Below are 26,624 nucleotides of genomic sequence, written 5' to 3'. Positions count from 1 at the left end.
ATGGCCTTATTACAAATTAGTGAACCTGGTTTGAGTGCTGCGCCGCATCAGCGTCGTCTGGCGGCCGGTATTGACCTGGGCACAACCAACTCGCTGGTGGCGACAGTACGCAGCGGTCAGGCCGAAACGTTAGCCGACCATGAAGGCCGTCACCTGCTGCCCTCTGTTGTTCACTATCAACAGCAGGGGCATTCGGTGGGTTATGACGCGCGCGCTAACGCAGCGCTTGACACCGCCAACACCATTAGTTCTGTTAAACGCCTGATGGGGCGCTCGCTGGCTGATATCCAGCAACGCTACCCGCATTTGCCTTATCAATTCCAGGCCAGCGAAAACGGCTTGCCGATGATTGAAACAGCAGCGGGATTGCTGAATCCGGTGCGCGTTTCTGCGGACATCCTCAAAGCACTGGCGGCGCGGGCAACTGAAGCCCTGGCAGGCGACTTGGATGGTGTCGTTATCACCGTTCCGGCGTACTTTGACGATGCCCAGCGTCAGGGCACCAAAGACGCGGCGCGTCTGGCGGGGCTACATGTTCTGCGCTTGCTTAACGAACCGACCGCTGCGGCTATCGCCTACGGACTGGATTCCGGTCAGGAAGGCGTGATCGCTGTTTATGACCTCGGTGGCGGGACGTTTGATATTTCCATTCTGCGCTTAAGTCGCGGCGTGTTCGAAGTGCTGGCGACCGGCGGTGATTCCGCGCTCGGCGGCGATGATTTCGACCATCTGCTGGCGGATTACATTCGCGAACAGGCGGGCATTCCTGACCGTAGTGATAACCGCGTTCAGCGTGAACTGCTGGATGCCGCCATTGCGGCCAAAATCGCGCTGAGCGATGCGGACTCTGTGACCGTGAATGTTGCGGGCTGGCAGGGTGAAATCAGCCGTGAACAATTCAATGAATTGATCGCGCCATTGGTAAAACGAACCTTACTGGCTTGTCGTCGTGCGCTGAAAGACGCGGGCGTAGAAGCTGATGAAGTGCTGGAAGTGGTTATGGTTGGTGGTTCTACCCGCGTGCCGCTGGTGCGTGAACGAGTGGGCGAATTTTTCGGTCGTCCACCGCTGACTTCCATCGACCCGGATAAAGTCGTCGCTATTGGCGCGGCGATTCAGGCGGATATTCTGGTGGGTAACAAGCCGGACAGCGAAATGCTGTTGCTTGATGTGATCCCGCTGTCGCTGGGCCTGGAAACTATGGGTGGCTTGGTGGAGAAAGTGATCCCGCGTAACACCACGATTCCGGTGGCGCGCGCCCAGGATTTCACCACCTTTAAAGATGGTCAGACGGCGATGTCTATCCATGTAATGCAGGGTGAGCGTGAGCTGGTGCAGGACTGCCGCTCGCTGGCGCGTTTTGCGCTGCGTGGTATTCCGGCGCTACCGGCTGGCGGCGCGCATATTCGCGTAACGTTTCAGGTCGATGCTGATGGTCTTTTGAGCGTGACGGCGATGGAGAAATCCACTGGCGTTGAGGCGTCTATTCAGGTTAAACCGTCTTATGGTCTGACCGACAGTGAAATCGCCTCGATGATCAAAGACTCAATGAGCTATGCCGAGCAGGACGTAAAAGCCCGTATGCTGGCTGAACAAAAAGTAGAAGCGGCGCGTGTGTTGGAAAGTTTGCACGGCGCGCTGGCTGCTGATGCCGCGCTGTTAAGCGCCGCAGAACGTCAGGTCATTGACGATGCTGCCGCTCACCTGAGTGAAGTGGCGCAGGGCGATGATGTTGACGCCATCGAACAAGCGATTAAAAACGTAGACAAACAAACCCAGGATTTCGCCGCTCGCCGCATGGACCAGTCGGTTCGTCGTGCGCTGAAGGGCCATTCCGTGGACGAGGTTTAATATGCCAAAGATTGTTATTTTACCTCATCAGGATCTCTGTCCTGATGGCGCTGTTCTGGAAGCGAATAGCGGTGAAACCATTCTCGACGTTGCGCTGCGTAACGGCATCGAGATTGAACACGCCTGTGAAAAATCCTGTGCTTGCACCACCTGCCACTGCATCGTTCGTGAAGGTTTTGATTCGCTGCCGGAAAGCTCAGAGCAGGAAGACGACATGCTGGACAAAGCCTGGGGGCTGGAGCCGGAAAGCCGTTTAAGCTGCCAGGCGCGCGTTACCGATGAAGATTTAGTGGTCGAAATTCCGCGTTACACTATCAACCATGCGCGTGAGCATTAACAGAGGTTAGTATGGGACTTAAGTGGACCGATAGCCGCGAAATTGGCGAAGCACTGTACGATGCATATCCCGATCTTGATCCGAAAACGGTTCGATTCACCGATATGCATCAGTGGATTTGCGATCTGGAAGATTTCGACGACGACCCGCAGGCGTCCAACGAGAAAATCCTCGAAGCGATTTTATTAGTCTGGCTGGACGAAGCCGAGTGAATGAACGGGCTGCCTGGGGGTAGCCCGTTTTGCTGTTAAACGAATAAGGATAACTAAAATGACAGAAGCGATGAAGATTACCCTCTCGACCCAACCTGCCGACGCGCGCTGGGGAGAAAAAGCGACTTACAGCATTAATAATGATGGTATTACCCTGCATTTGAACGGGGCAGACGATCTGGGGCTGATCCAGCGTGCGGCGCGCAAGATTGACGGTCTGGGCATCAAGCATGTTCAGCTAAGCGGTGAAGGCTGGGATGCGGATCGTTGCTGGGCATTCTGGCAAGGTTACAAAGCCCCGAAAGGCACGCGTAAAGTGGAGTGGCCGGATCTGGACGATGCCCAGCGTCAGGAACTGGATAACCGCCTGATGATCATCGACTGGGTGCGTGACACCATCAACGCACCGGCAGAAGAACTGGGGCCATCGCAACTGGCACAGCGTGCTGTTGATCTGATCAGCAACGTCGCAGGCGATCGTGTGACTTACCGGATCACCAAAGGTGAAGATCTTCGTGATCAAGGTTATATGGGGCTGCACACTGTCGGGCGTGGTTCAGAACGTTCCCCGGTATTGCTGGCGCTGGATTATAACCCAACTGGCGATAAAGAAGCGCCGGTGTACGCGTGCCTGGTAGGTAAAGGCATCACCTTTGATTCCGGCGGCTACAGCATCAAACAGACCGCGTTTATGGACTCAATGAAGTCTGACATGGGCGGTGCGGCAACGGTTACCGGGGCGCTGGCATTTGCCATTACGCGCGGTCTGAACAAGCGCGTGAAGCTGTTCCTCTGCTGTGCGGATAACCTGATCAGCGGCAACGCGTTCAAACTGGGCGATATCATTACCTATCGCAACGGTAAAAAAGTCGAAGTCATGAACACCGATGCGGAAGGGCGTCTGGTTCTGGCCGATGGTCTGATTGATGCCAGTGCGCAGAAACCGGAACTGATCATTGATGCGGCGACCCTCACCGGGGCGGCGAAAACTGCGCTGGGTAATGATTATCACGCGCTGTTCAGTTTTGACGATGCGCTTGCCGGTCGTTTGCTGGCGAGTGCCTCACAAGAGAACGAACCATTCTGGCGTCTGCCGCTGGCGGAGTTCCACCGCAGCCAGCTGCCGTCTAACTTTGCCGAACTGAACAATACCGGAAGTGCGGCGTATCCGGCAGGCGCGAGCACGGCGGCGGGCTTCCTGTCGCACTTTGTTGAGAACTATCAGCAAGGCTGGCTGCATATCGACTGCTCGGCGACTTACCGTAAAGCGCCGGTTGAACAGTGGTCTGCGGGCGCTACGGGACTTGGTGTGCGCACGATAGCTAATCTGTTAACGGCGTAAACTAATATGCCGGATGCGGCGTAAACGCCTTATCCGGCCTACAAATTCTGCAAATTCAACAAATTGCGAATCCATTGTAGGCCTGATAAGCGTAGCGCATCAGGCACTTGTGCCCCGAACGTTGATTGAATTGTGGTTCTTATGTCCGAAACAAAAAACGAACTTGAAGACCTGCTGGAAAAAGCAGCAACCGAACCGGCGCACCGCCCGGCCTTTTTCCGTACTCTACTGGAATCCACCGTCTGGGTGCCTGGTACGGCGGCGCAGGGCGAGGCTGTGGTTGAAGATAGCGCGCTTGATTTACAGCACTGGGAAAAAGAAGACGGCACCAGCGTCATTCCTTTTTTTACCTCGTTAGAAGCACTTCAACAGGCGGTTGAAGACGAACAGGCATTTGTCGTAATGCCCGTTCGCACATTGTTTGAGATGACCCTTGGTGAAACGCTCTTCCTTAATGCCAAACTGCCAACCGGTAAAGAATTTATGCCGCGTGAAATCAGTTTGTTGATTGGTGAAGAAGGGAGTCCGCTGAGTAGTCAGGAAGTACTGGAAGGCGGTGAATCGCTGATATTATCGGAAGTCGCAGAGCCGCCAGTACAAATGATTGATTCACTCACCACCTTGTTTAAAACCATTAAGCCAGTGAAGCGTGCTTTTATTTGTTCAATTAAAGAGAACGAAGAGGCACAGCCTAATTTACTTATTGGCATTGAAGCCGATGGTGATATCGAAGAAATTATTCAGGCGGCGGGAAGTGTAGCGACCGATACATTACCTGGCGATGAACCCATCGATATTTGTCAGGTGAAAAAAGGGGAAAAAGGAATTAGCCACTTTATTACCGAACATATTGCGCCATTCTATGAACGTCGCTGGGGTGGTTTTTTGCGTGACTTTAAACAGAACCGGATAATCTAAAATATGCCGCCCTAAAGGGCGGCATTCGGGCTTATTTGCTGCTCTGAAGGTTGTTAACCACCAGTAAATTGTTGCCGGAGAGACTCCGGTTATTATTTACCTCGGTTAACAGCGCACCAGAAACAATAAGTACGATACAAAAGCACCGTATCTTCATTGTGCGGTCCATGCGAAGACCACATCACGACAGCACCACTGGCGATATTGCCGCGATAGCAAGCGACGAGATACACTTGCATTTACGGTCATGGAACATCCTTTCCTAAAGCCAGTGCCCGTTTGCGAGACGGCGGAAAGGGCCGTTGTCGATAATACGCTAACCGAAAAATAATTACTCGTTTTTTACTTGACACAAAATTTCTTAACAACGATTATTATTTTGCTGTGAGGCACCTGCGTTGTTCATGCAACACAAGTGAACCTGCTGGAAAGGCTGCGAACCAGACCGGCAACAAATAACCGCCTGATTTTGGCGGTTTTTTGTTGTTTTAAGAAAAGTGAATTTACACGTTTAAGTAATATCTTTTACCGGTTAGTATTTTAAATATTGAGCGGGATTTGTTTATATTTGTCTGAATTCGGACTGATAAGCCAAATGAATTCAAAATCTATCCTTTTTTATCTACTTGACATCGTTGATGCATAAAGCGAGTATTGAGTAGACGAGATACACTTGCAGTAATACAACCTGCTGGAAAGGCCGCGAACCAGACCAGCAATAAAAAACCGCCAAATTTGGCGGTTTTTTATTGCCTGTATAAAGCTTATTTCACTGGCTCAACCGGTAAATCTGCTCGTGCACCCCATTCACTCCATGCGCCGTCGTACAGTTTCACGTTTGGCACATCGAGTGTCGCGAGTGCCAACAAAACCACGGCCGCCGTTACACCAGAGCCGCAGCTGACGATAATTGGTTTGTCGTAGCTGACGCCGCGACCAAAAAATATCGCATCCAGTTCATCGGTCGTTTTCAGTTCGCCTTCGCGCACCAGTTCCGTCCACGGAACATTCAGTGCACCGGGAATATGTCCGCGACGTAAACCTGCGCGAGGCTCATCAACTTCTGCGTTAAAACGTGCAGCCGGGCGGGCATCAATAATTTGCGCCGTTTTTTCATGGCTTGCCAACAGAACGTCCGTGACATTTACTACCGCATCTGGGGTGAATTTTGCTGTAAACTCGCCTTCTGGTAGTTCCACATCTCCTTTTTCCAGAAGTAGCTCATCGCGTTGCCATCCTGTTAATCCGCCAGCGAGTATCGATACTCTTTCGACACCAAAAGTGCGCAGCATCCACCATGCGCGTGGCGCGGAAAAGAGATTACCTTCATCGTATACAATCAAATGCTTATCCTGATTAACGCCCAGTTCGCGCATAGCGACGGCAAATGCCTCCGGGCGCGGCATCATATGTGGAAGGGAGGACGTGTGATCAGAAAGGGCTTCAATGTCGAAAAAGACGGCACCAGGAATATGTCCTTCGCGGTACTCCTGTAAAACATGACGCTCTTTCTCCCCAGGTGGAGCCATACGGGCATCAATAATTTGAATTTCCGGATCGTTAATATGCTCGGCGAGCCAGTCGGCTGCAACAAACCAGGTTGTGGTCATAGACATCTCCATTGTTGCCGGGTTACTGATAAATTGTCGGTGGTTTAGCGTAAAGCGACAAGCAAAAGGGATTAATTTGGCTGCTTAAGCCACATTTCGCACTAAAATTCAGACTCTGCGGACGTGATACTCAATTACATAACGATAATTCTCACGCATAATAATTACTCGACGTGGCTATGGGCCATCAGGGCAGGGATGAAAGATGAGAAAGTTAAATGTAGTAGCCTGTATGTTGCTGCTGGCCCTTTCGGGGTGCGACAACAACGATAAAACATCAGCGACGGGTAAAACTAACCCGCCAGCAGAGCAGGCAGCATCTGAAAAAAATAATACCTCAACAGAGGCTACCAGTCCGGCGAAGCCTTCTTCACAATCGCTTGAAAAACGGCAAAAACTTGCTCAGCAAAGTGCTGGAAAGTCGCTGGCTTTGCTCGACCTCTCGGAAGTACAGTTAGAGGGGGCGGCAACATTACTGCTGACATTCTCTATTCCTTTAGATCCGGAGCAAGATTTCTCTCGTCTTGTCACTGTAGTCGACACCAGGAGCGGCACAGTTGATGGTGCATGGGAGCTCTCTGACAATCTCAAGGAATTGCGTTTACGGCATCTGGAACCTCAGCGTGAGTTGGTGGTGGCAGTAAGACGTGAACTAAAAGGGTTAAATAACGCTGCGTTCGGCATTGATTACCAGAAAACCATTACTACCCGTAATATTCAGCCCAGTGTCGGATTTGCCAGTCGCGGCTCGTTACTTCCAGGAAAAATCGCTGAAGGTCTACCGGTACTGGCACTAAATGTTAATAGCGTTGACGTTAACTTTTTTCGCATCAAACCAGAGACATTACCTTCATTTGTTAGCCAGTGGAACTACCGTAACTCGATGGAAAACTGGCAGTCAGATAAATTGCTGAAGATGGCGGACCTGGTCTATACCGGACGTTTTGATCTGAATCCGACGCGTAATACCCGCGAGAAATTACAACTTCCTTTGAGTGATATTAAGCCGCTGCAGCAGGCGGGAGTTTACATCGCGGTGATGAACCAGGCGGGGCGTTATGACTATAGCTATCCGGCGACGTTGTTTACTCTCAGTGATATCGGTGTTTCTGTTCACAGTTACCAGAATCGTCTGGATGTATTTACCCAGAGTCTGGAAAACGGTGCTGCTCAGCAGGGAATTGAAGTCACACTGTTGAATGATAAAGGTCAAACCTTGTCACAAGCAGCCAGTGACGCAGAAGGCCATGTACAACTTGAAAACGACAAAAATGCAGCGTTGCTATTAGCGCGTAAAGACGGGCAAACAACACTGCTTGATTTAAAACTTCCTGCGCTCGATTTAGCTGAGTTTGATATTGCTGGTGAACCTGGTTTCAGCAAACAATTCTTTATGTTTGGCCCCCGCGATCTCTATCGCCCCGGTGAAACGGTTATTCTCAACGGTTTACTGCGCGATGCCGATGGTAAAGTACTGCCAGATCAGCCAATTAAGCTTGAAGTCATTAAGCCAGATGGTCAGGTGCTACGTAGCGTCGTGAGTAAGCCGGAGAATGGTCTTTACCACTTTACGTATCCGTTAGATAGTGGCGCAGCTACAGGAATGTGGCATATCCGTGCTAACACTGGCGATAATCAGTATCGAATGTGGGATTTCCATGTTGAAGATTTTATGCCAGAGCGCATGGCGCTGAATCTGACGGGTAAGAAAAAACCGTTGTCGCCAAAAGAGAGCGTGAAATTCTCCGTGGTGGGTTACTACTTGTATGGCGCACCTGCCAGCGGTAATGCATTGCAAGGGCAACTTTACCTGCGTCCACTACGGGAGGCAGTTGCTGCACTGCCTGGCTTCGAATTTGGTGACATTGCCGCTGAAAATCTTTCGCGCACTTTGGATGAAACTCAGTTGTCGCTGGATAACAGTGGGCGTGCTGAAGTCTATGTTTCAAGTGAGTGGCAAGAAACACACTCCCCATTACAGGTTATTTTCCAGGGCAGCTTGCTGGAATCTGGCGGTCGTCCGGTAACGCGTCGGGTAGAGCAGGCGATCTGGCCTGCCGATACACTACCGGGTATTCGCCCACAATTTGCAACTCAACCTGTCTACGACTACAGCTCCAATACGACTGTTAAAAAACCGATGGTTGATGAAAACAGTATTGCCAGTTTTGACATCGTTTATGCCGATGCGCAGGGCGTGAAAAAACCGGTTTCGGGCTTGCAGGTTCGTCTAATTCGGGAACGTCGCGATTATTACTGGAACTGGTCTGAATCCGAAGGCTGGCAATCGCAGTTTGATCAAAAAGAGTTGGTAGAAAACGAGCAGTCGCTGGATTTGCAAGCCGACGAAACCGGGAAAGTCAGTTTCCCTGTTGAGTGGGGAGCATATCGTCTGGAAGTCAAAGCACCCAATGAGGCAGTCAGTAGTGTTCGCTTTTGGGCGGGATACAGTTGGCAGGATAACAGTGCTGGCGGTAGCACGGTGCGTCCTGATCGCGTGACGTTAAAACTCGACAAAGCTAATTACCGCCCTGGCGACATCATCAAACTGCATATTGCTGCGCCAGCAGCAGGTAAAGGTTATGCAATGGTCGAATCCAGCGAAGGACCGTTGTGGTGGAAAGAAATTGATGTTCCTGCACAAGGGTTGGATTTGAGTATCCCGGTGGATAAAAACTGGAATCGTCATGATCTCTATTTGAGTACGCTGGTGGTGCGTCCGGGGGATAAATCCCGCTCAGCGACACCGAAACGGGCAGTTGGGGTGTTGCATTTGCCGCTTGGCGATGAAAACCGTCGTCTCGATCTGGCGCTGGAAACTCCAGCTAAAATGCGCCCGAATAAACCTCTCACGGTGAAGATTAAAGCCAGCAACAAAAATGGTGAAACACCGAAACAAGTCAATGTCCTGGTGTCTGCTGTTGATAGTGGCGTACTAAACATTACGGATTATGTCACTCCCGATCCGTGGCAGGCATTCTTTGGTCAGAAACGCTATGGCGTGGATATCTATGATATTTACGGTCAGGTTATTGAAAGTCAGGGGCGTCTTGCGGCATTGCGTTTTGGTGGCGATGGTGACGAGCTGAAACGTGGCGGTAAACCGCCAGTTAATCACGTTAATATTGTGGCGCAGCAAGCACAACCTGTCACCCTTAACGAGCAAGGTGAAGGTACGGTTACGCTGCCGATTGGCGATTTTAATGGTGAACTGCGGGTGATGGCGCAGGCATGGACAGCAGATGACTTTGGTAGCAGCGAAAGTAAGGTGGTTGTTGCAGCGCCAGTGATTGCCGAGCTTAATACACCTCGCTTTATGGCGAGTGGTGATACTTCTCGTTTAACCCTTGATATCACCAACCTGACTGATAAACCGCAAAAGCTGAATGTCACTGTTTCAGCCAGTGGTTTGCTGGAGTTGGTAGGTGAATCTCCTGCACCAGTAGAATTAGCCCCAGGTGTGCGTACCACGTTATTTATCCCGGTTCGCGCCTTGACGGGGTTCGGTGATGGCGAAATACAGGCCAATATTAGTGGTCTGGATTTGCCTGGTGAAACCTTTGGCGATCAGCATAAGCACTGGAAAATAGGCGTGCGTCCGGCATTCCCGGCACAAACCGTTAATTATGGTTTTGCGCTGCAGCCTGGTGAAACCTGGGCGCTCCCGGCAGAGAGTCTGAGCAATTTCTCACCAGCCACACTTGAAGGTCAGTTGGTGTTGAGTGGGAAACCACCCTTTAACCTTGCTCGTTATATCAAAGAGTTAAAGGCCTATCCTTACGGTTGTCTGGAACAAACTACCAGTGGCTTATTCCCATCCCTTTATACTAATTCCTCGCAGCTTTGGGCTCTCGGGATTAAAGGTGACAGTGATGAGAAACGCCGTGCTGCGGTGGATATCGGCATTTCACGCTTGTTGCAAATGCAGCGTAATAACGGTGGCTTCGCGCTGTGGGATAAAGACAGCCAGGAAGAGTACTGGTTGACTGCTTATGTTATGGATTTCTTAATTCGTGCAGGAGAGCAGGGGTATAGCGTACCAGCGACGGCCATAAACCATGGGAACGAGCGTCTGCTGCGCTATTTACAGGACCCAGGAATGATGTCTATTCCTTACGCGGACAACCTCAAAGCCAGTAAGTTTGCCGTGCAGGCTTATGCAGCGTTGGTGCTTGCTCGCCAGCAGAAAGCGCCGCTTGGTGTTCTGCGAGAAATCTGGGGGCGTCATGAGGATGCAGCTTCTGGTTTACCATTGCTGCAATTAGGTATTGCGTTGAAAAACATGGGCGATGTCACTCGTGGTGAAGAAGCTATTGCTCTGGCACTAAAAACGCCACGCCGTGACCAACGTAGTTGGTGGGGAGATTATGGCAGCCCATTGCGCGACAATGCTCTGATGCTGGCGCTGCTGGAGGAAAATAAACTACTTCCTGCCGAGCAAAATAGTTTGCTTTTTACTCTGTCAGAACAGGCGTTTGGAAAACGTTGGCTGTCAACGCAAGAAACGAATGCATTGTACCTGGCCGCGCGTACGTTTGAAAATCTACCAGGTAAATGGCAGGCACAAACGTCACTTTCTGCCGAATCGCTGACAGGGGAGAAATCACAAACCCGCAATCTGGATAGTGATCAGCTCTCCACATTGCAGGTGACTAACAATGGCGATCAACCGTTATGGCTGCGTCTGGATACCAGCGGTTATCCGCAATCTGCTCCGGAACCTTTCAGTAACGTACTGCAAATTGAACGTCATATCCTCGATACGAACGGCAATAGCAAATCTCTGGAGTCATTACGCAGTGGCGAACTGGTGTTGGTTTGGTTGGAGGTGAAAGCCAACAAGAGCGTGCCGGATGCTCTGGTCGTTGATCTGCTGCCAGCCGGACTGGAACTGGAAAACCAGAATCTGGCAAATGGTAGTGCCAGTCTGGAGCAAAGTAGTAGCAAAGTGCAAAATCTGCTTATCCAGATGCAACAGGCGAATATCAATCACGTAGAGTTTCGTGATGATCGCTATGTCGCGGCGGTAGCTGTTGATAAATACCAGCCAGTAACGCTGATATATCTGGCACGTGCAGTAACACCGGGAACCTATCAGGTACCGCAACCAATGGTTGAATCAATGTACGCGCCTCAGTGGCGGGCAAGTGGCGCGTCAGAGGGATTCATGGTTGTCAGACCGTAAATGCGTCGCCTGATAAGTAAACGCGGCTGCTGGATTTCGTTAGCAGCCGCGCCCATTCTCCTGATTCTTGTTGCGTGGGGGGCTGATAAACTCTGGCCTCTTCCGCTACAGGAAGTTGATCCTGCACGTGTTGTTGTTGCTCATGATGGTACGCCATTGTGGCGTTTTGCCGATGCTGATGGAATCTGGCGTTATCCGGTCACCATTGACGATGTTTCGCCGCGTTACCTTGAAGCGTTGATCAACTATGAAGATCGTTGGTTCTGGAAACATCCCGGCGTTAACCCCTTCTCGGTGGTGCGTGCGGCCTGGCAAGATCTTACGTCTGGCAGGGTGATCTCCGGTGGTAGCACACTTACCATGCAGGTTGCTCGTTTGCTTGATCCACACCCGAAAACTTTTGGCGGGAAAATTCGCCAGCTCTGGCGTGCGTTTCAGCTGGAGTGGCACTTATCCAAACGTGAAATTCTGACGCTGTACCTTAACCGTGCTCCATTTGGCGGTACGTTACAGGGGATTGGTGCGGCAAGCTGGGCTTACCTGGGTAAGTCTCCGGCTAATTTAAGTTACTCTGAAGCTGCAATGCTGGCCGTTTTGCCACAGGCCCCCAGCCGCCTGCGTCCGGATCGCTGGCCAGAGCGTGCTGAAGCTGCGCGCAATAAAGTGCTTGAACGTATGGCAACACAAGGCGTGTGGTCTGTTAAGCAGGTTAACGAGTCGCGCGAAGAGCCAGTCTGGTTGGCGCCGAGACAAATGCCACAACTGGCACCGCTGTTTTCGCGGATGATGTTGGGTAAAAGCAAAAGCGACAAAATCGTAACCACGCTGGACGCAGGGTTACAACGACAGATGGAAGAGTTGGCACAAAACTGGAAAAGTCGCTTACCACCACGCAGTTCGTTGGCAATGATCGTTGTTGATCATACTGATATGAGTGTGCGTGGTTGGGTAGGATCGGTTGATCTTAATGATGATTCCCGTTTTGGGCATGTCGATATGGTTAACGCGATCCGATCACCAGGATCGGTGCTTAAACCGTTTGTTTATGCTTTGGCATTGGATGAAGGATTAATCCATCCGTCATCGTTGTTGCAGGATGTTCCCCGGCGTACAGGTGATTATCGCCCTGGCAATTTTGACAGTGGTTTTCATGGCCCGATCAGCATGAGCGAAGCCCTGGTTCGCTCACTGAACTTACCTGCAGTGCAAGTTCTGGAGGCCTACGGCCCAAAAAGATTTGCGGCGAAATTGCGTAATGTTGGCTTGCCTCTGTATTTACCTGCGGGAGCGGCGCCAAATCTTTCGTTAATTCTCGGCGGAGCTGGCGCTCGTCTGGATGAGATGGCGGCAGCCTATAGCGCTTTTGCCCGCCACGGCAAAGCAGGTAAATTACGTTTACAGCCTGACGCTCCCTTAATTGAGCGACCATTAATGTCACCAGGTGCGGCATGGATAATCCGCCGCATCATGGCTGATGAAGCACAACCATTGCCGGACAGTTCCCTGCCGCGTATTGCGCCTCTGGCATGGAAGACGGGCACCAGCTACGGTTACCGCGATGCATGGGCTATTGGCGTTAACGCTCGTTACGTAATCGGTATCTGGACAGGCAGACCGGACGGCACGCCCGTTGTCGGTCAGTTTGGCTTTGCCAGCGCAGTTCCTCTACTTAATCAGGCCAATAACATCCTGATGTCGCGTAGTATAAATCTACCAGAAGATCCACGGCCGAAGTCTGTCAGTCGCGGTGTCATCTGCTGGCCTGGTGGGCAATCATTGCCAGAAGGTGACAGTAATTGCCGCCGTCGTCTTGCCACCTGGTTGCTCGAAGGTAGCCAGCCACCAACATTACTTTTACCGGAGCAGGAAGGAATAAGTGGGATTCGTTTCCCCATCTGGCTTGATGAGCAAGGTAAACGTGTTGCTGCTGATTGTCCTCAGGCTCGACAAGAAATGATTAATGTCTGGCCGTTACCGCTGGAACCCTGGCTACCTGCTGCTGAACGACGAGTTGCACGCTTACCTGGAGCATCAACAAATTGCCCGCCCTATGGTCGCGATGCTCAGTTACCTTTGCAGTTGATTGGTGTGCGTGATGGGGTAATTATCAAACGTTTGCCAGGAGCCAACGATGCATCATTACCAGTACAATCAAGCGGAGGAACAGGCGAACGCTGGTGGTTTCTTAATGGTGAACCGTTAGCTGAACGTGGTCATAGCTTAACGTTGCGACTTCGCGAGAAGGGTGAATATCAATTACTGGTAATGGACGAAATGGGGCAGGTGGCGACAGTGAGATTTGTCATGCAGTAGTCTGTTTTGCTCATATTTGTTGCTTAAACTCGTTTTATTTTAAAAAAATGTTACCTCTATCAATAGTCAACAGCGCAGATGCTCTTTATAATCCGCGCCATCTCGTACGCAGGTACAGACAACAACGAATACTTTACAGAGGTAAACATGGCTATTGAACGTACTTTTTCCATCATCAAACCGAACGCGGTAGCAAAAAACGTCATTGGTAATATCTTTGCGCGCTTTGAAGCTGCAGGGTTCAAAATTGTCGGCACCAAAATGCTGCACCTGACCGTTGAACAGGCCCGTGGCTTTTATGCTGAACACGATGGAAAACCGTTCTTTGATGGTCTGGTTGAATTCATGACCTCTGGCCCGATCGTGGTTTCCGTGCTGGAAGGTGAAAACGCCGTTCAGCGTCACCGCGATCTGCTGGGCGCGACCAATCCGGCAAACGCACTGGCCGGTACTCTTCGTGCTGATTACGCTGACAGCCTGACCGAAAATGGTACCCACGGTTCTGATTCCGTCGAATCTGCCGCTCGCGAAATCGCTTATTTCTTCGGCGAAGGCGAAGTGTGCCCGCGCACGCGTTAATAATTTCATAAATGCCGCGTGCAAACGTGGCATCCGTGCGCCAGAATTTGTACAATGCAGCGCCCCCGGACGAGCAGCCGCTCACCGGGGCGTTTCTTTTTTCAACCCTCCAGGGGCCATAACGTGTAATAACGAGGCCGGAATAGCATATGTCTGAACAATTAGTCACACCTGAAAACGTCACCACAAAAGATGGAAAAATCAACCTGCTGGATCTCAACCGTCAGCAGATGCGGGAGTTTTTTAAAGATTTAGGTGAAAAACCCTTCCGTGCCGATCAGGTGATGAAGTGGATGTATCACTATTGCTGCGACAACTTTGATGAGATGACCGACATCAACAAAGTGTTGCGCGGCAAGCTGAAAGAGGTGGCGGAAATTCGCGCACCGGAAGTGGTTGAAGAACAGCGTTCATCTGACGGCACCATTAAATGGGCGATTGCCGTTGGCGATCAGCGTGTCGAAACGGTGTATATTCCCGAAGACGACCGTGCCACGCTTTGCGTTTCCTCGCAGGTGGGGTGTGCGCTGGAGTGTAAATTCTGTTCCACCGCCCAGCAGGGCTTTAACCGCAATCTGCGGGTGTCGGAAATTATCGGCCAGGTGTGGCGTGCAGCGAAAATCGTTGGCGCAGCAAAAGTCACCGGTCAGCGCCCAATCACTAACGTAGTGATGATGGGTATGGGCGAGCCGCTGCTCAACCTGAACAACGTCGTTCCGGCGATGGAAATCATGCTCGATGATTTCGGTTTTGGTCTGTCTAAACGTCGCGTCACGCTTTCTACTTCAGGTGTGGTTCCGGCACTGGATAAACTGGGCGATATGATTGATGTTGCGCTGGCAATTTCCCTGCACGCGCCGAACGACGAAATTCGTGACGAAATTGTGCCGATCAACAAAAAGTACAATATCGAAACGTTCCTTGCTGCGGTGCGCCGTTATTTGGAGAAATCTAACGCCAATCAGGGCCGAGTCACTATTGAATACGTGATGCTTGATCACGTTAACGACGGCACTGAACACGCGCACCAACTGGCGGAGCTGCTGAAAGATACGCCGTGTAAGATCAACCTTATCCCGTGGAACCCGTTCCCTGGCGCGCCGTATGGACGCAGCTCGAACAGCCGTATCGACCGTTTCTCAAAAGTGCTGATGAGCTACGGATTCACCACAATTGTGCGTAAAACCCGTGGTGATGATATCGATGCTGCCTGTGGTCAGTTGGCGGGCGATGTTATCGACCGTACGAAACGTACTCTGCGTAAACGGATGCAGGGTGAGGCTATCGACGTTCGTTCTGTCTGATAAATGTTACGCCACGGTTGTTTTATATACCGTGGCGTATTGTTTTATGAATGAAGTAGTCTGTTTCAATTGCCTGGTCAATAATTACGGTGCGTTTTTGTTGACTTTAAGGCAGTATGTAACGATGCAACAATAAGTTAGCTTTTGCTACCAGGCTGTTTTGTCATGAGCACAAAGACCGCCTTATACTGTATGATTAAAGCTAACTGATCTGATGTTTCGCGGTGTGGGTGAGCTTACCGCTCGCCGGCATCTGAATTCTCATTTACACGTACCAGCAGCTGTCGCGAATGAATACTGAAGCCACGCACGACCAAAATGAAGCACTTACCACTGGCGTTCGTCTACGTAACGCCCGTGAACAACTCGGACTCAGCCAGCAAGCGGTTGCTGAGCGACTTTGCCTGAAGGTTTCCACGGTACGCGATATTGAAGAAGATAAGGCACCTGCCGATCTTGCTTCAACATTCCTGCGCGGATATATCCGCTCTTATGCACGTCTGGTGCATATTCCAGAAGAAGAACTGCTGCCGGGACTGGAAAAACAGGCTCCGTTACGGGCTGCAAAAGTTGCGCCAATGCAGAGTTTTTCCCTCGGTAAGCGCCGCAAAAAACGTGACGGCTGGTTGATGACATTCACCTGGCTGGTGCTGTTTGTTGTCATTGGCCTGAGCGGTGCCTGGTGGTGGCAGGATCACAAAGCCCAGCAGGAAGAAATCACTACCATGGCTGATCAATCTTCTGCTGAGTTAAATGCTAACGGCACGAATTCACAAAGTATTCCACTGGAAAACAGCACGACAACTGGCCCGGAAGCTACACCGGCTCCTGCTGCTCCGGTGGATACCACTGCAAATCAACAAACGCCTGCTGCTTCTACCCCTACGCCAGTCACTGAACCGCAGCAGAATGCCGTCGTTCCTCCTTCGCAGGCTAATGTTGACACCGCTACAACTGCGCCAGCAGCACCTGCTACAACCACGACTCCAGATACTGCTACTCCGCTGCCAACCGATCAGGCAGGCGTGACCACGCCGGCGGCTGACCCGAATGCGCTGGTGATGAACTTTACTGCCGATTGCTGGCTGGAAGTCACTGATGCTACCGGTAAAAAACTGTTTAGCGGTATGCAGCGTAAAGACGGTAATTTGAATTTAACCGGCCAGGCTCCGTACAAACTGAAAATTGGTGCGCCAGCCGCAGTACAGATCCAGTATCAAGGGAAACCTGTCGATCTGAGTCGTTTTATCAGAACTAACCAGGTTGCGCGTCTGACCCTAAATGCCGAACAATCACCGGCGCAGTAACAGACGGGTAACGCGGGAGATTTTTCATGCATAACCAGGCTCCAATTCAACGTAGAAAATCAACACGTATTTACGTTGGGAATGTGCCGATTGGCGATGGTGCCCCCATCGCCGTACAGTCCATGACCAATACGCGTACGACAGACGTCGAAGCGACGGTCAATCAAATTAAGGCGTTGGAACGTGTTGGCGCTGATATCATCCGTGTCTCCGTACCGACGATGGACGCGGCAGAAGCGTTCAAACTCATCAAACAGCAGGTTAACGTACCGCTAGTGGCTGATATCCACTTTGACTATCGCATTGCGCTGAAAGTAGCGGAATACGGGGTTGATTGTTTGCGTATTAACCCTGGCAATATCGGTAATGAAGAGCGTATTCGCATGGTGGTTGACTGCGCGCGCGATAAAAACATTCCGATCCGTATTGGCGTTAACGCTGGATCGCTGGAAAAAGATCTGCAAGAAAAGTATGGCGAACCGACGCCGCAGGCATTGCTGGAATCTGCCATGCGCCATGTTGATCATCTTGATCGTCTGAACTTCGATCAGTTCAAAGTCAGCGTCAAAGCGTCTGATGTCTTCCTCGCTGTAGAGTCTTATCGTCTGCTGGCAAAACAGATCGATCAACCGCTGCATCTTGGGATCACCGAAGCGGGCGGCGCACGTAGTGGGGCAGTAAAATCTGCCATTGGTTTAGGCCTGCTGCTGTCTGAAGGCATCGGCGACACGCTGCGCGTATCGCTGGCGGCCGATCCGGTCGAAGAGATCAAAGTCGGTTTCGATATTTTGAAATCGCTGCGTATCCGTTCGCGCGGGATCAACTTCATCGCCTGCCCGACCTGTTCGCGTCAGGAGTTTGACGTTATTGGTACGGTTAACGCCCTGGAGCAACGCCTGGAAGATATCATCACTCCGATGGACGTTTCGATCATTGGTTGCGTGGTGAATGGCCCTGGCGAGGCACTGGTTTCTACACTTGGCGTCACGGGCGGCAACAAGAAAAGCGGCCTTTATGAAGACGGCGTGCGCAAAGACCGTCTGGACAACAATGACATGATCGACCAGCTGGAAGCGCGCATTCGCGCGAAAGCCAGTCAACTGGACGAAGCGCGTCGAATTGACGTTCAGCAGGTTGAAAAATAATAACGTGATGGGAAGCACCTCGCTTCCCGTGTATGATTGAACCCGCATGGCTCCCGAAATATTGAGGGGCGCGTTGAGGGTTCATTTTTATATTCAGAAAGAGAATAAACGTGGCAAAAAACATTCAAGCCATTCGCGGCATGAACGATTACCTGCCTGGCGAAACGGCCATCTGGCAGCGCATTGAAGGCACACTGAAAAACGTGCTCGGCAGCTACGGTTACAGTGAAATCCGCTTGCCGATTGTAGAGCAGACCCCGCTATTCAAACGTGCGATTGGTGAAGTCACCGACGTGGTTGAAAAAGAGATGTATACCTTTGAGGATCGCAATGGCGACAGCCTGACTTTGCGCCCTGAAGGGACGGCGGGCTGTGTACGCGCCGGCATCGAGCATGGTCTTCTGTACAATCAGGAACAGCGTCTGTGGTATATCGGGCCGATGTTCCGTCACGAGCGTCCGCAGAAAGGGCGTTATCGTCAGTTCCACCAGTTGGGCTGCGAAGTTTTCGGTCTGCAAGGTCCGGATATCGACGCCGAACTGATTATGCTCACTGCCCGCTGGTGGCGTGCGCTGGGTATCTCTGAACACGTAACTCTTGAGCTGAACTCTATCGGTTCGCTGGAAGCTCGCGCCAATTATCGTGATGCGCTGGTGGCATTCCTTGAGCAGCATAAAGAAAAACTGGACGAAGACTGCAAACGCCGCATGTACACTAACCCGTTGCGCGTGCTGGATTCCAAAAACCCGGAAGTGCAGGCGCTTCTCAACGACGCTCCGGCATTAGGCGATTATCTGGACGAGGAATCTCGTGAGCACTTTGCTGGTCTGTGCAAACTGCTGGAGAGCGCGGGTATCGCTTACACCGTAAACCAGCGTCTGGTGCGTGGTCTGGATTACTATAACCGTACTGTTTTCGAGTGGGTGACTAACAGCCTCGGTTCCCAGGGTACTGTGTGTGCAGGCGGTCGTTATGATGGTCTGGTGGAACAACTGGGTGGTCGTGCAACACCGGCAGTCGGTTTCGCGATGGGCCTCGAACGTCTTGTATTGTTAGTTCAGGCCGTTAATCCGGAATTTAAAGCCGATCCTGTTGTCGATATATATCTGGTGGCTTCAGGTGCTGACACACAGCCTGCGGCAATGGCATTAGCCGAGCGCCTGCGTGATGAATTACCGGGCGTGAAACTGATGACCAACCACGGCGGTGGCAACTTTAAAAAACAATTTGGCCGCGCTGATAAGTGGGGCGCACGTATTGCTGTAGTACTGGGTGAGTCAGAAGTGGCTAACGGTACGGCGGTAGTGAAAGATTTGCGCTCTGGTGAGCAAACGGCAGTCGCGCAGGATAGCGTAGCCGCGCATTTGCGCACGTTACTGGGTTAAGGAAGGAGAAGGACAGCGTGGAAATTTACGAGAACGAAAACGACCAGGTTGACGCGGTAAAACGCTTTTTTGCCGAAAATGGCAAAGCCCTGGCTGTTGGGGTGATTTTAGGAGTAGGCGCACTGATTGGCTGGCGCTACTGGAACAGTCATCAAGTTGAGACTGCACGCTCTGCTTCTCTGGCTTATCAAAATGCAGTTACCGAAGCGAGTGCTGGTAAACCTGAAGGTATTGTTGTTGCAGAGAAATTTGTGACAGAGAACAAAAATACCTACGGTGCGTTGGCTTCTCTGGAACTTGCGCAGCAGTTTGTTGACAAAAATGAATTGCAGAAAGCTGAGGCTCAGTTACAACAAGGGCTGACAGCTACCAGCGATGAAAATCTCAAAGCGGTGATTAATCTGCGTCTTGCCCGCGTTCAGGTGCAACTCAAACAAGCAGATGCTGCGCTAAAAACCCTCGACACAATCAAAGGTGAAGGATGGGCAGCAATAGTTGCCGACCTGCGTGGCGAAGCGTTGTTGAGTAAAGGCGATAAACAAGGTGCGCGTAGCGCATGGGAAGCGGGTGTGAAAAGCGATGCCTCTCCTGCGTTGAGTGAAATGATGCGGATGAAAATCAATAATTTGTCCATCTGAGAGGGACCCGATGCAATTGCGTAAATTACTTCTGCCAGGACTGCTTTCCGTTACCTTATTGAGCGGTTGTTCACTATTTAGCGGCGAAGAAGATGTCGTTAAGATGTCCCCATTACCGACGGTTGAAAACCAATTTGAACCGTCAACGGCGTGGAGCACCTCGGTCGGTAACGGTATTGGTGATTACTACTCTAATCTTCATCCTGCTTTGGCAGATAACGTTGTCTACGCAGCCGATCGCGCAGGTGTCGTTAAAGCCGTTAATGCTGACGATGGCAAAGAAATCTGGTCTATCAGTCTTGCTGAGAAAGATGGCTGGTTATCGAAAACCCCAGCACTGCTCTCTGGCGGTGTAACGGTTGCGGGTGGCAAGGTTTATGTGGGTAGCGAAAAAGCGCAGGTTTATGCGCTGAATGCTGGCGACGGAACTGTTGCATGGCAGACCAAAGTTGCTGGTGAGGCGCTTTCTCGCCCGGTGGTTAGCGATGGTCTGGTATTAATTCACACCAGCAATGGTCAGTTGCAGGCTTTGAACGAAGCTGACGGCGCTATCAAATGGACGGTTAACCTTGATATGCCTTCGCTTTCACTGCGTGGTGAGTCTGCTCCAGCAACCGCCTTTGGTGCAGCGATTGTCGGTGGTGATAATGGTCGCGTCAGTGCCGTGTTGATGCAGCAAGGCCAGATGATTTGGCAGCAGCGTATCTCTCAGGCGACCGGTTCCACAGAGATTGACCGTTTGAGCGATGTTGATACTACGCCAGTGGTCGTAAATGGCGTCGTTTATGCACTGGCTTATAATGGTAATCTGACTGCGCTCGATCTGCGTAGCGGTCAGATTATGTGGAAACGCGAACTGGGTTCGGTGAACGATTTTATCGTTGACGGTAACCGTATTTATCTGGTCGATCAGAATGACCGCTTGCTGGCGCTGACCACTGATGGTGGCGTGACCTTATGGACGCAAAGCGATCTGCTGCATCGTCTGTTAACTGCTCCGGTGCTGTATAACGGCAACCTGGTGGTGGGTGACAGCGAAGGTTATCTGCACTGGATCAACACCGAAGATGGTCGTTTTGTTGCTCAACAGAAAGTTGATAGCTCTGGTTTTGTTACTGAGCCGGTAGCTGCTGATGGCAAACTGCTAATCCAGGCGAAAGACGGTACGCTGTATTCCATTACGCGTTAATCGTCTCGGCTGTTAGTTTTAAAAAACGGCTCCTGGGCAAGGGGCCGTTTTCCTGTTTTTAACAACGGCGCAAATTTGTGAGCGTTGTTTGATGATTTATAAAAATGAGGCTTTAAACATGGTACCTGTGGTCGCGCTTGTCGGGCGCCCTAACGTCGGAAAATCCACGTTATTTAACCGTCTAACTCGCACACGAGATGCGCTGGTTGCGGATTTCCCAGGTCTGACTCGTGACCGTAAATACGGTCGTGCAGAAATTGAAGGCCGCGAGTTTATTTGTATTGATACTGGCGGGATTGATGGCACCGAAGACGGTGTAGAGACTCGTATGGCAGAACAATCGCTGCTTGCGATCGAAGAAGCAGATGTTGTGCTGTTTATGGTCGATGCGCGCGCTGGCCTGATGCCTGCGGATGAAGCGATTGCCAAACATCTGCGCTCCCGCGAAAAGCCAACCTTCCTGGTGGCAAACAAAACTGACGGGTTGGATCCTGATCAGGCGGTGGTTGATTTCTACTCGCTTGGTTTAGGTGAAATCTACCCGATCGCCGCATCTCACGGTCGTGGCGTATTAAGTCTGCTGGAGCACGTGCTGCTGCCGTGGATGGAAGATCTCACACCACAAGAAGAAGTGGATGAAGACGCTGAATACTGGGCGCAATTTGAAGCAGAAGAAAACGGCGAAGAAGAAGAGGAAGATGACTTCGACCCGCAAAGCCTGCCAATCAAACTGGCGATAGTTGGTCGTCCAAACGTTGGTAAGTCTACACTCACTAACCGTATCCTTGGCGAAGAGCGCGTTGTGGTTTATGACATGCCAGGCACCACGCGTGACAGTATTTACATTCCAATGGAACGCGATGGACGTGAGTATGTACTCATCGATACTGCCGGCGTACGTAAACGCGGCAAAATCACCGATGCGGTAGAGAAATTCTCCGTAATCAAAACATTGCAGGCGATTGAGGATGCCAACGTGGTGATGTTGGTGATTGATGCTCGCGAAGGTATTTCCGATCAGGATCTCTCCCTGCTGGGCTTTATTCTCAATAGTGGGCGCTCACTTGTGATTGTAGTGAACAAGTGGGACGGCCTGAGCCAGGAAGTGAAAGAGCAAGTAAAAGAGACGCTGGACTTCCGTCTGGGCTTTATCGACTTTGCTCGCGTGCATTTTATTTCTGCATTACACGGCAGCGGCGTTGGTAACCTGTTTGAGTCAGTACGTGAAGCGTATGACAGCTCCACCCGTCGTGTGGGGACATCTATGCTGACGCGTATCATGACCATGGCGGTTGAAGATCACCAGCCGCCGCTGGTTCGCGGGCGTCGTGTGAAGCTGAAATATGCCCACGCCGGTGGTTACAATCCGCCGATTGTGGTGATTCACGGCAACCAAGTGAAAGACCTGCCTGATTCGTACAAACGCTACTTGATGAATTACTTCCGCAAGTCTCTGGACGTGATGGGTACGCCGATTCGTATTCAGTTCAAAGAAGGGGAAAACCCATATGCGAACAAGCGTAACACCCTGACGCCGACCCAGATGCGCAAGCGTAAGCGTTTGATGAAGCATATTAAGAAAAGTAAGTAATCACTTATCTGGTTTCCCTTTCCAAACGGAGAGGGAAACTGAACAACAGGCGAGGAGTATTTATGGAACTCAACTGCCCAACCTGCCATAACCCTCTCGAACGCAACGGTGAAACTGCCCACTGTGCAACTTGTGCCAAAGATTTCACCATTCAGGCGCTTTGTCCTGACTGCCATCAGCCATTACAGGTGTTAAAAGCTTGTGGTGCAGTAGATTATTTCTGCCAGCATGGGCACGGTTTAATATCCAAAAAGCGCGTTGAATTTATTGTTGCTTAATATTATTTAAATATATGATGTAATCATTTGTATTCATAATATAAATGATTTCATCCTATTTTATTTGTTGAAGCGCAAATACAAGTGAATGAAATCACTGTGTTATAAATTTAAGATTATATTTAGTTTTCCTGGCGTGCCTTTCTGAACAATCTGGAATAGAATATTAAAGCTTATTTTAAGCATTATTAATGTCACAGGGGATGTGCATGCTGCGATGGAAACGCTGTATTATGCTAACATTTATCTCTGGAGCTGCTTTTGCGGCTCCAGAGATAAATGTTGAGCATAAAGAATCGTTACCTGATTTAGGTAGTCAGGCCGCACAACAGGAAGAACAAACTAACAAGGGTAAATCGCTAAAAGAGCGTGGTGCCGATTACGTCATTAACTCCGCCACGCAAGGGTTTGAAAACCTGACACCCGAGGCGCTGGAGTCCCAGGCCAGAAGCTATCTGCAAAGTCAAATTACCTCTACGACACAATCTTATATTGAGGATACACTCTCCCCCTACGGTAAGGTCCGAACGAATCTTTCTCTTGGTCAGGGCGGCGGTCTGGATGGCAGTTCCATCGACTATTTTGTTCCCTGGTATGATAATCAAACTACTGTTTATTTCAGCCAATTTTCCGCACAACGAAAAGAAGATCGTACGATCGGGAATATTGGGCTTGGTGTAAGACATAATTTTGAAAAATGGTTATTGGGTGGAAATATATTTTATGATTATGATTTTACCCGAGGACATCGCCGTTTAGGTTTAGGTGCCGAAGCGTGGACTGATTATTTAAAATTCTCTGGCAACTATTATCACCCGCTTTCTGATTGGAAAGACTCCGAAGATTTTGATTTTTATGAGGAGCGTCCTGCGCGCGGCTGGGATATTCGCGCCGACGCCTGGCTACCCGCTTACCCGCAGCTTGGCGGTAAAATCGTTTTCGAACAGTATTACGGTGATGAAGTCGCGCTTTTTGGAACTGATAATCTGGAGAAAGATCCCTTCGCCGTCACGCTGGGTGTGAAATACCAGCCCGTACAGCTCATTGCCGTCGGTACAGATTTCAAAGCTGGCACTGGCGATAATACCGATCTTTCTGTTAACGCAACGCTGAACTACCAGTTTGGCGTCCCGCTCAAAGACCAGCTTGATCCTGACAAAGTGAGCGCGGCTCACTCGCTCATGGGCAGCCGTCACGACTTTGTTGAACGTAACAACTTTATTGTTCTGGAATACAAAGAGAAAGATCCCCTCGATGTCACTTTGTGGCTGAAAGCCGATGCGACGAATGAACATCCCGAGTGCGTGATTAAAGATACGCCAGAAGCAGCCATCGGGCTGGAAAAATGTAAGTGGACCATTAACGCGCTCATTAATCATCACTACAAAATCGTTGCTGCTTCCTGGCAGGCGAAAAACAATGCTGCACGTACGCTGGTGATGCCAGTTATCAAAGAAAATACGCTTACCGAAGGGAACAACAACCACTGGAATCTGGTGCTGCCTGCCTGGCAGTACAGCTCTGATAAAGCCGACCAGGAAAAACTCAATACCTGGCGGGTACGGCTGGCGCTGGAAGATGAAAAAGGCAATCGGCAGAACTCCGGCGTGGTGGAAATTACCGTTCAGCAGGACCGTAAAATTGAGCTCATTGTTAACAACATCGCCAATGTACCGGATGAGAACAATCACAGCCACGAAGCCAGCGCGCAAGCGGATGGTGTAGATGGTGTCGTCATGGATCTCGACGTTACCGATAGCTTTGGCGACAACACTGACCGTAACGGTAATGTCTTGCCGCAGGATAATCTCAGCCCGCAGCTGTTTGATGCCAACGATAAAAAAGTGACGCTGACGAATAAACCCTGCACCACCGAGGTGCCGTGCGTTTTTATCGCCAAACAAGATAAAGAAAAGGGGACCGTTACGCTCTCCAGTACGTTGCCCGGCACTTTCCGCTGGAAGGCGAAAGCCGCCCCCTATGATGACAGTAACTATGTTGACGTAACGTTCCTGGGTTCTGACATCGGCGGGCTGAATGCTTTTATCTACCGCGTTGGTGCGGCTAAGCCCGTCAATCTTATCGGTAACAAAGAACCGTTGCCCCTCAATAGCCGCTATCACTTTGTGTTGTGGCGTGACGCTAACAAAGACGGCGTGTTTCAGCTTTCTGAGAAGCTCACTGACGACGAGATGAAACAGTATGACTATCAGTGGGAATTCACGGGGAATAGCGTAAATGGCAATACCGGCGCGCAAACCAATACCGCTAATGTCGATATAGCGATCCCGGTAACCAACAAGGAAGCGGCAGCAAAGTTTAATGCTCAGGTAACCGATGGTGTGCAGGGATACGGTTTGCAGGTCAATTACAGCAAGAAATAGGGTCGGCGCTATGGCTGATCGGGCCACCGCTGAATATTAATCAAGGAGAGTGTTTATGAAACCTCATATGAAACGTGGCCTGACAAAAGTCGCGCTGGCGCTGATGCTGGCTGGATACTGTGCCGTACCAGCCGCTATGGCGGAAGATGCCGCCTGGGTCGCCAGTGGAACGACCGCTGAATTCGAAGGGACTGTACCCTGGCTCTATCGCGAAGGGGGGAATGCCACGATTAACTCGGACGATGCGGGTCACATTAAAGTGACGTCTGATGGTAAAGGTACCCGTCCTGCAGGTAGCGAGACGGATAAACGCCTTTACTCAGGGGATACCATCACGCTGGGTTGGGATATCGGCGATACCGAAGGGGATATCGATGATGGTTCCGCAGGCATTGATGCGAAAACGACGGCGACTATCAAATGGTACAGCTACAGCAATAATGCGGGTGGCGATAAAACGGAGCTGACCGCAGCGGCGGGCAAGACAAGTTATAAACTCACCAATGACGAACGTGGGCGTTATATCGGTGTTGAAATCCAGCCCATCACCCAGACCGGTAATCCCTTCCAGGGAACTTCGCTGACTCTGCTGGATATTTCTACGGCCAGCGGTGGCGGCAGCGATACGGACAATGTCGATCCCGGCCCGGTTGTGAACCAGAACCTGAAAGTTGCCATCTTCGAGAAAGGCACCACTACCAACCTTATCGGTGGTAATACGGCCATTGCACTTAACAAAACGTATGTGGCCAAACTGTACTCGGATGAAAACCAGAACGGTAAGTACGATGCGGGTACGGATGTGGACGTTACCGCTAACTACGACTTTGCGTGGGTCTTCAACGGTAACAGTAAACAACTTGCTGCGGCGGGCGGTATTGCTAATGCCAGCTTCGATAACAAAGACATTGTTATCCCGCAAACTAACGAACAAGCAAGAACCAGCCTTAACGGTAGTGACCGTAATGGTAAGAGTGGTCTTGCGATTCCGGCAAACGGCGACGGCGTTCAGGGCTATACGCTGTCTATCATTTACAAACACCACTAATGCGCACA

General features: G+C 50.8%; 20 protein-coding genes. 18 read left to right on the top strand and 2 right to left on the bottom strand.

The features are described from left to right. The 5 genes from hscA to sseB all read left to right on the top strand — a co-directional run bounded on the left by hscA (position 1) and on the right by sseB (position 4,660). Positions 1-1,851, top strand: a complete 1,851-nt coding sequence (gene hscA, locus K0335_RS14220) for a Fe-S protein assembly chaperone HscA (protein ID WP_001196582.1) — start codon at positions 1-3, stop codon at positions 1,849-1,851. A gap of 1 nt (position 1,852) precedes the next feature. After that, a complete protein-coding gene (gene fdx / locus K0335_RS14215; RefSeq protein WP_001124471.1) occupies positions 1,853-2,188 on the top strand; it encodes an ISC system 2Fe-2S type ferredoxin in 336 nt (111 codons plus the stop codon). A gap of 11 nt (positions 2,189-2,199) precedes the next feature. Then, a complete protein-coding gene (gene iscX, locus K0335_RS14210) occupies positions 2,200-2,400 on the top strand; it encodes a Fe-S cluster assembly protein IscX (RefSeq protein ID WP_000523616.1) in 201 nt (66 codons plus the stop codon). Positions 2,401-2,458: 58 nt separating this feature from the next. Then, positions 2,459-3,742, top strand: coding sequence for an aminopeptidase PepB (gene pepB / locus K0335_RS14205; protein ID WP_000133571.1), 1,284 nt, complete (start codon positions 2,459-2,461; stop codon positions 3,740-3,742). Between the two features lie 141 nt (positions 3,743-3,883). After that, positions 3,884-4,660 (top strand): enhanced serine sensitivity protein SseB, encoded by a 777-nt coding sequence (sseB, locus tag K0335_RS14200; protein WP_002431664.1) that lies wholly within the window; start codon positions 3,884-3,886, stop codon positions 4,658-4,660. 31 nt (positions 4,661-4,691) lie between these two features. Here sseB and timP read toward each other — a convergent pair whose 3' ends face one another. After that, positions 4,692-4,817, bottom strand: a complete 126-nt coding sequence (gene timP / locus K0335_RS22500) for a small toxic inner membrane protein TimP (RefSeq protein ID WP_023063708.1) — start codon at positions 4,815-4,817, stop codon at positions 4,692-4,694. A gap of 607 nt (positions 4,818-5,424) precedes the next feature. Further along, on the bottom strand, positions 5,425-6,270 hold the full coding sequence (sseA, locus tag K0335_RS14195) for a 3-mercaptopyruvate sulfurtransferase (RefSeq protein ID WP_104919562.1): 846 nt from the start codon (positions 6,268-6,270) through the stop codon (positions 5,425-5,427). A 205-nt stretch (positions 6,271-6,475) separates the two neighbouring features. On the opposite strand from sseA, the gene K0335_RS14190 reads away from it, so the two are divergent. The 13 genes from K0335_RS14190 (at position 6,476) to K0335_RS14130 (ending at position 26,616) form a co-directional block, all read left to right on the top strand. Beyond that, complete coding sequence (locus K0335_RS14190) at positions 6,476-11,455, top strand: alpha-2-macroglobulin (protein WP_219393876.1); 4,980 nt, start codon at positions 6,476-6,478, stop codon at positions 11,453-11,455. Further along, positions 11,456-13,768, top strand: a complete 2,313-nt coding sequence (pbpC, locus tag K0335_RS14185) for a peptidoglycan glycosyltransferase PbpC (RefSeq protein WP_104919560.1) — start codon at positions 11,456-11,458, stop codon at positions 13,766-13,768. It begins immediately after the preceding gene. 147 nt (positions 13,769-13,915) lie between these two features. Next, entirely contained in the window at positions 13,916-14,347 is a 432-nt protein-coding gene (ndk, locus tag K0335_RS14180; RefSeq protein ID WP_000963837.1) for a nucleoside-diphosphate kinase, read from the top strand. A 149-nt stretch (positions 14,348-14,496) separates the two neighbouring features. Further along, positions 14,497-15,651, top strand: coding sequence for a bifunctional tRNA (adenosine(37)-C2)-methyltransferase TrmG/ribosomal RNA large subunit methyltransferase RlmN (locus tag K0335_RS14175; RefSeq protein WP_000003319.1), 1,155 nt, complete (start codon positions 14,497-14,499; stop codon positions 15,649-15,651). A gap of 290 nt (positions 15,652-15,941) precedes the next feature. Further along, positions 15,942-16,958, top strand: a complete 1,017-nt coding sequence (gene rodZ / locus K0335_RS14170; RefSeq protein WP_160193911.1) for a cytoskeleton protein RodZ — start codon at positions 15,942-15,944, stop codon at positions 16,956-16,958. A 26-nt stretch (positions 16,959-16,984) separates the two neighbouring features. Continuing rightward, the gene (gene ispG, locus K0335_RS14165; RefSeq protein ID WP_000551802.1) at positions 16,985-18,103 is read left to right on the top strand and encodes a flavodoxin-dependent (E)-4-hydroxy-3-methylbut-2-enyl-diphosphate synthase; all 1,119 of its coding nucleotides are present in this window, start codon (positions 16,985-16,987) and stop codon (positions 18,101-18,103) included. A gap of 110 nt (positions 18,104-18,213) precedes the next feature. After that, complete coding sequence (hisS, locus tag K0335_RS14160; RefSeq protein WP_001107161.1) at positions 18,214-19,488, top strand: histidine--tRNA ligase; 1,275 nt, start codon at positions 18,214-18,216, stop codon at positions 19,486-19,488. Positions 19,489-19,505: 17 nt separating this feature from the next. Beyond that, positions 19,506-20,126, top strand: a complete 621-nt coding sequence (locus tag K0335_RS14155; protein WP_000409194.1) for a YfgM family protein — start codon at positions 19,506-19,508, stop codon at positions 20,124-20,126. Positions 20,127-20,136: 10 nt separating this feature from the next. Further along, positions 20,137-21,315, top strand: coding sequence for an outer membrane protein assembly factor BamB (gene bamB / locus K0335_RS14150; RefSeq protein WP_001177077.1), 1,179 nt, complete (start codon positions 20,137-20,139; stop codon positions 21,313-21,315). A gap of 118 nt (positions 21,316-21,433) precedes the next feature. Continuing rightward, positions 21,434-22,906 (top strand): ribosome biogenesis GTPase Der, encoded by a 1,473-nt coding sequence (der, locus tag K0335_RS14145; RefSeq protein WP_002431662.1) that lies wholly within the window; start codon positions 21,434-21,436, stop codon positions 22,904-22,906. Positions 22,907-22,968: 62 nt separating this feature from the next. Continuing rightward, positions 22,969-23,184 carry a zinc ribbon domain-containing protein gene (locus K0335_RS14140; protein WP_000422357.1) on the top strand — a complete coding sequence of 72 codons (216 nt, stop codon included), beginning with the start codon at positions 22,969-22,971 and terminating at the stop codon, positions 23,182-23,184. Between the two features lie 209 nt (positions 23,185-23,393). Next, positions 23,394-25,568 (top strand): intimin-like inverse autotransporter SinH, encoded by a 2,175-nt coding sequence (gene sinH, locus K0335_RS14135; RefSeq protein WP_219393875.1) that lies wholly within the window; start codon positions 23,394-23,396, stop codon positions 25,566-25,568. 55 nt (positions 25,569-25,623) lie between these two features. Further along, on the top strand, positions 25,624-26,616 hold the full coding sequence (locus K0335_RS14130; protein WP_148048159.1) for a SinI family autotransporter-associated protein: 993 nt from the start codon (positions 25,624-25,626) through the stop codon (positions 26,614-26,616). Positions 26,617-26,624 lie beyond the last annotated feature (8 nt).

This window comes from Escherichia sp. GZ89, assembly GCF_019366485.1.
Lineage (GTDB): Bacteria > Pseudomonadota > Gammaproteobacteria > Enterobacterales > Enterobacteriaceae > Escherichia > Escherichia fergusonii.
The sequence above is the reverse complement of the archived record's forward strand: the minus strand, read 5'-3'. Positions and strand labels throughout refer to the sequence as shown.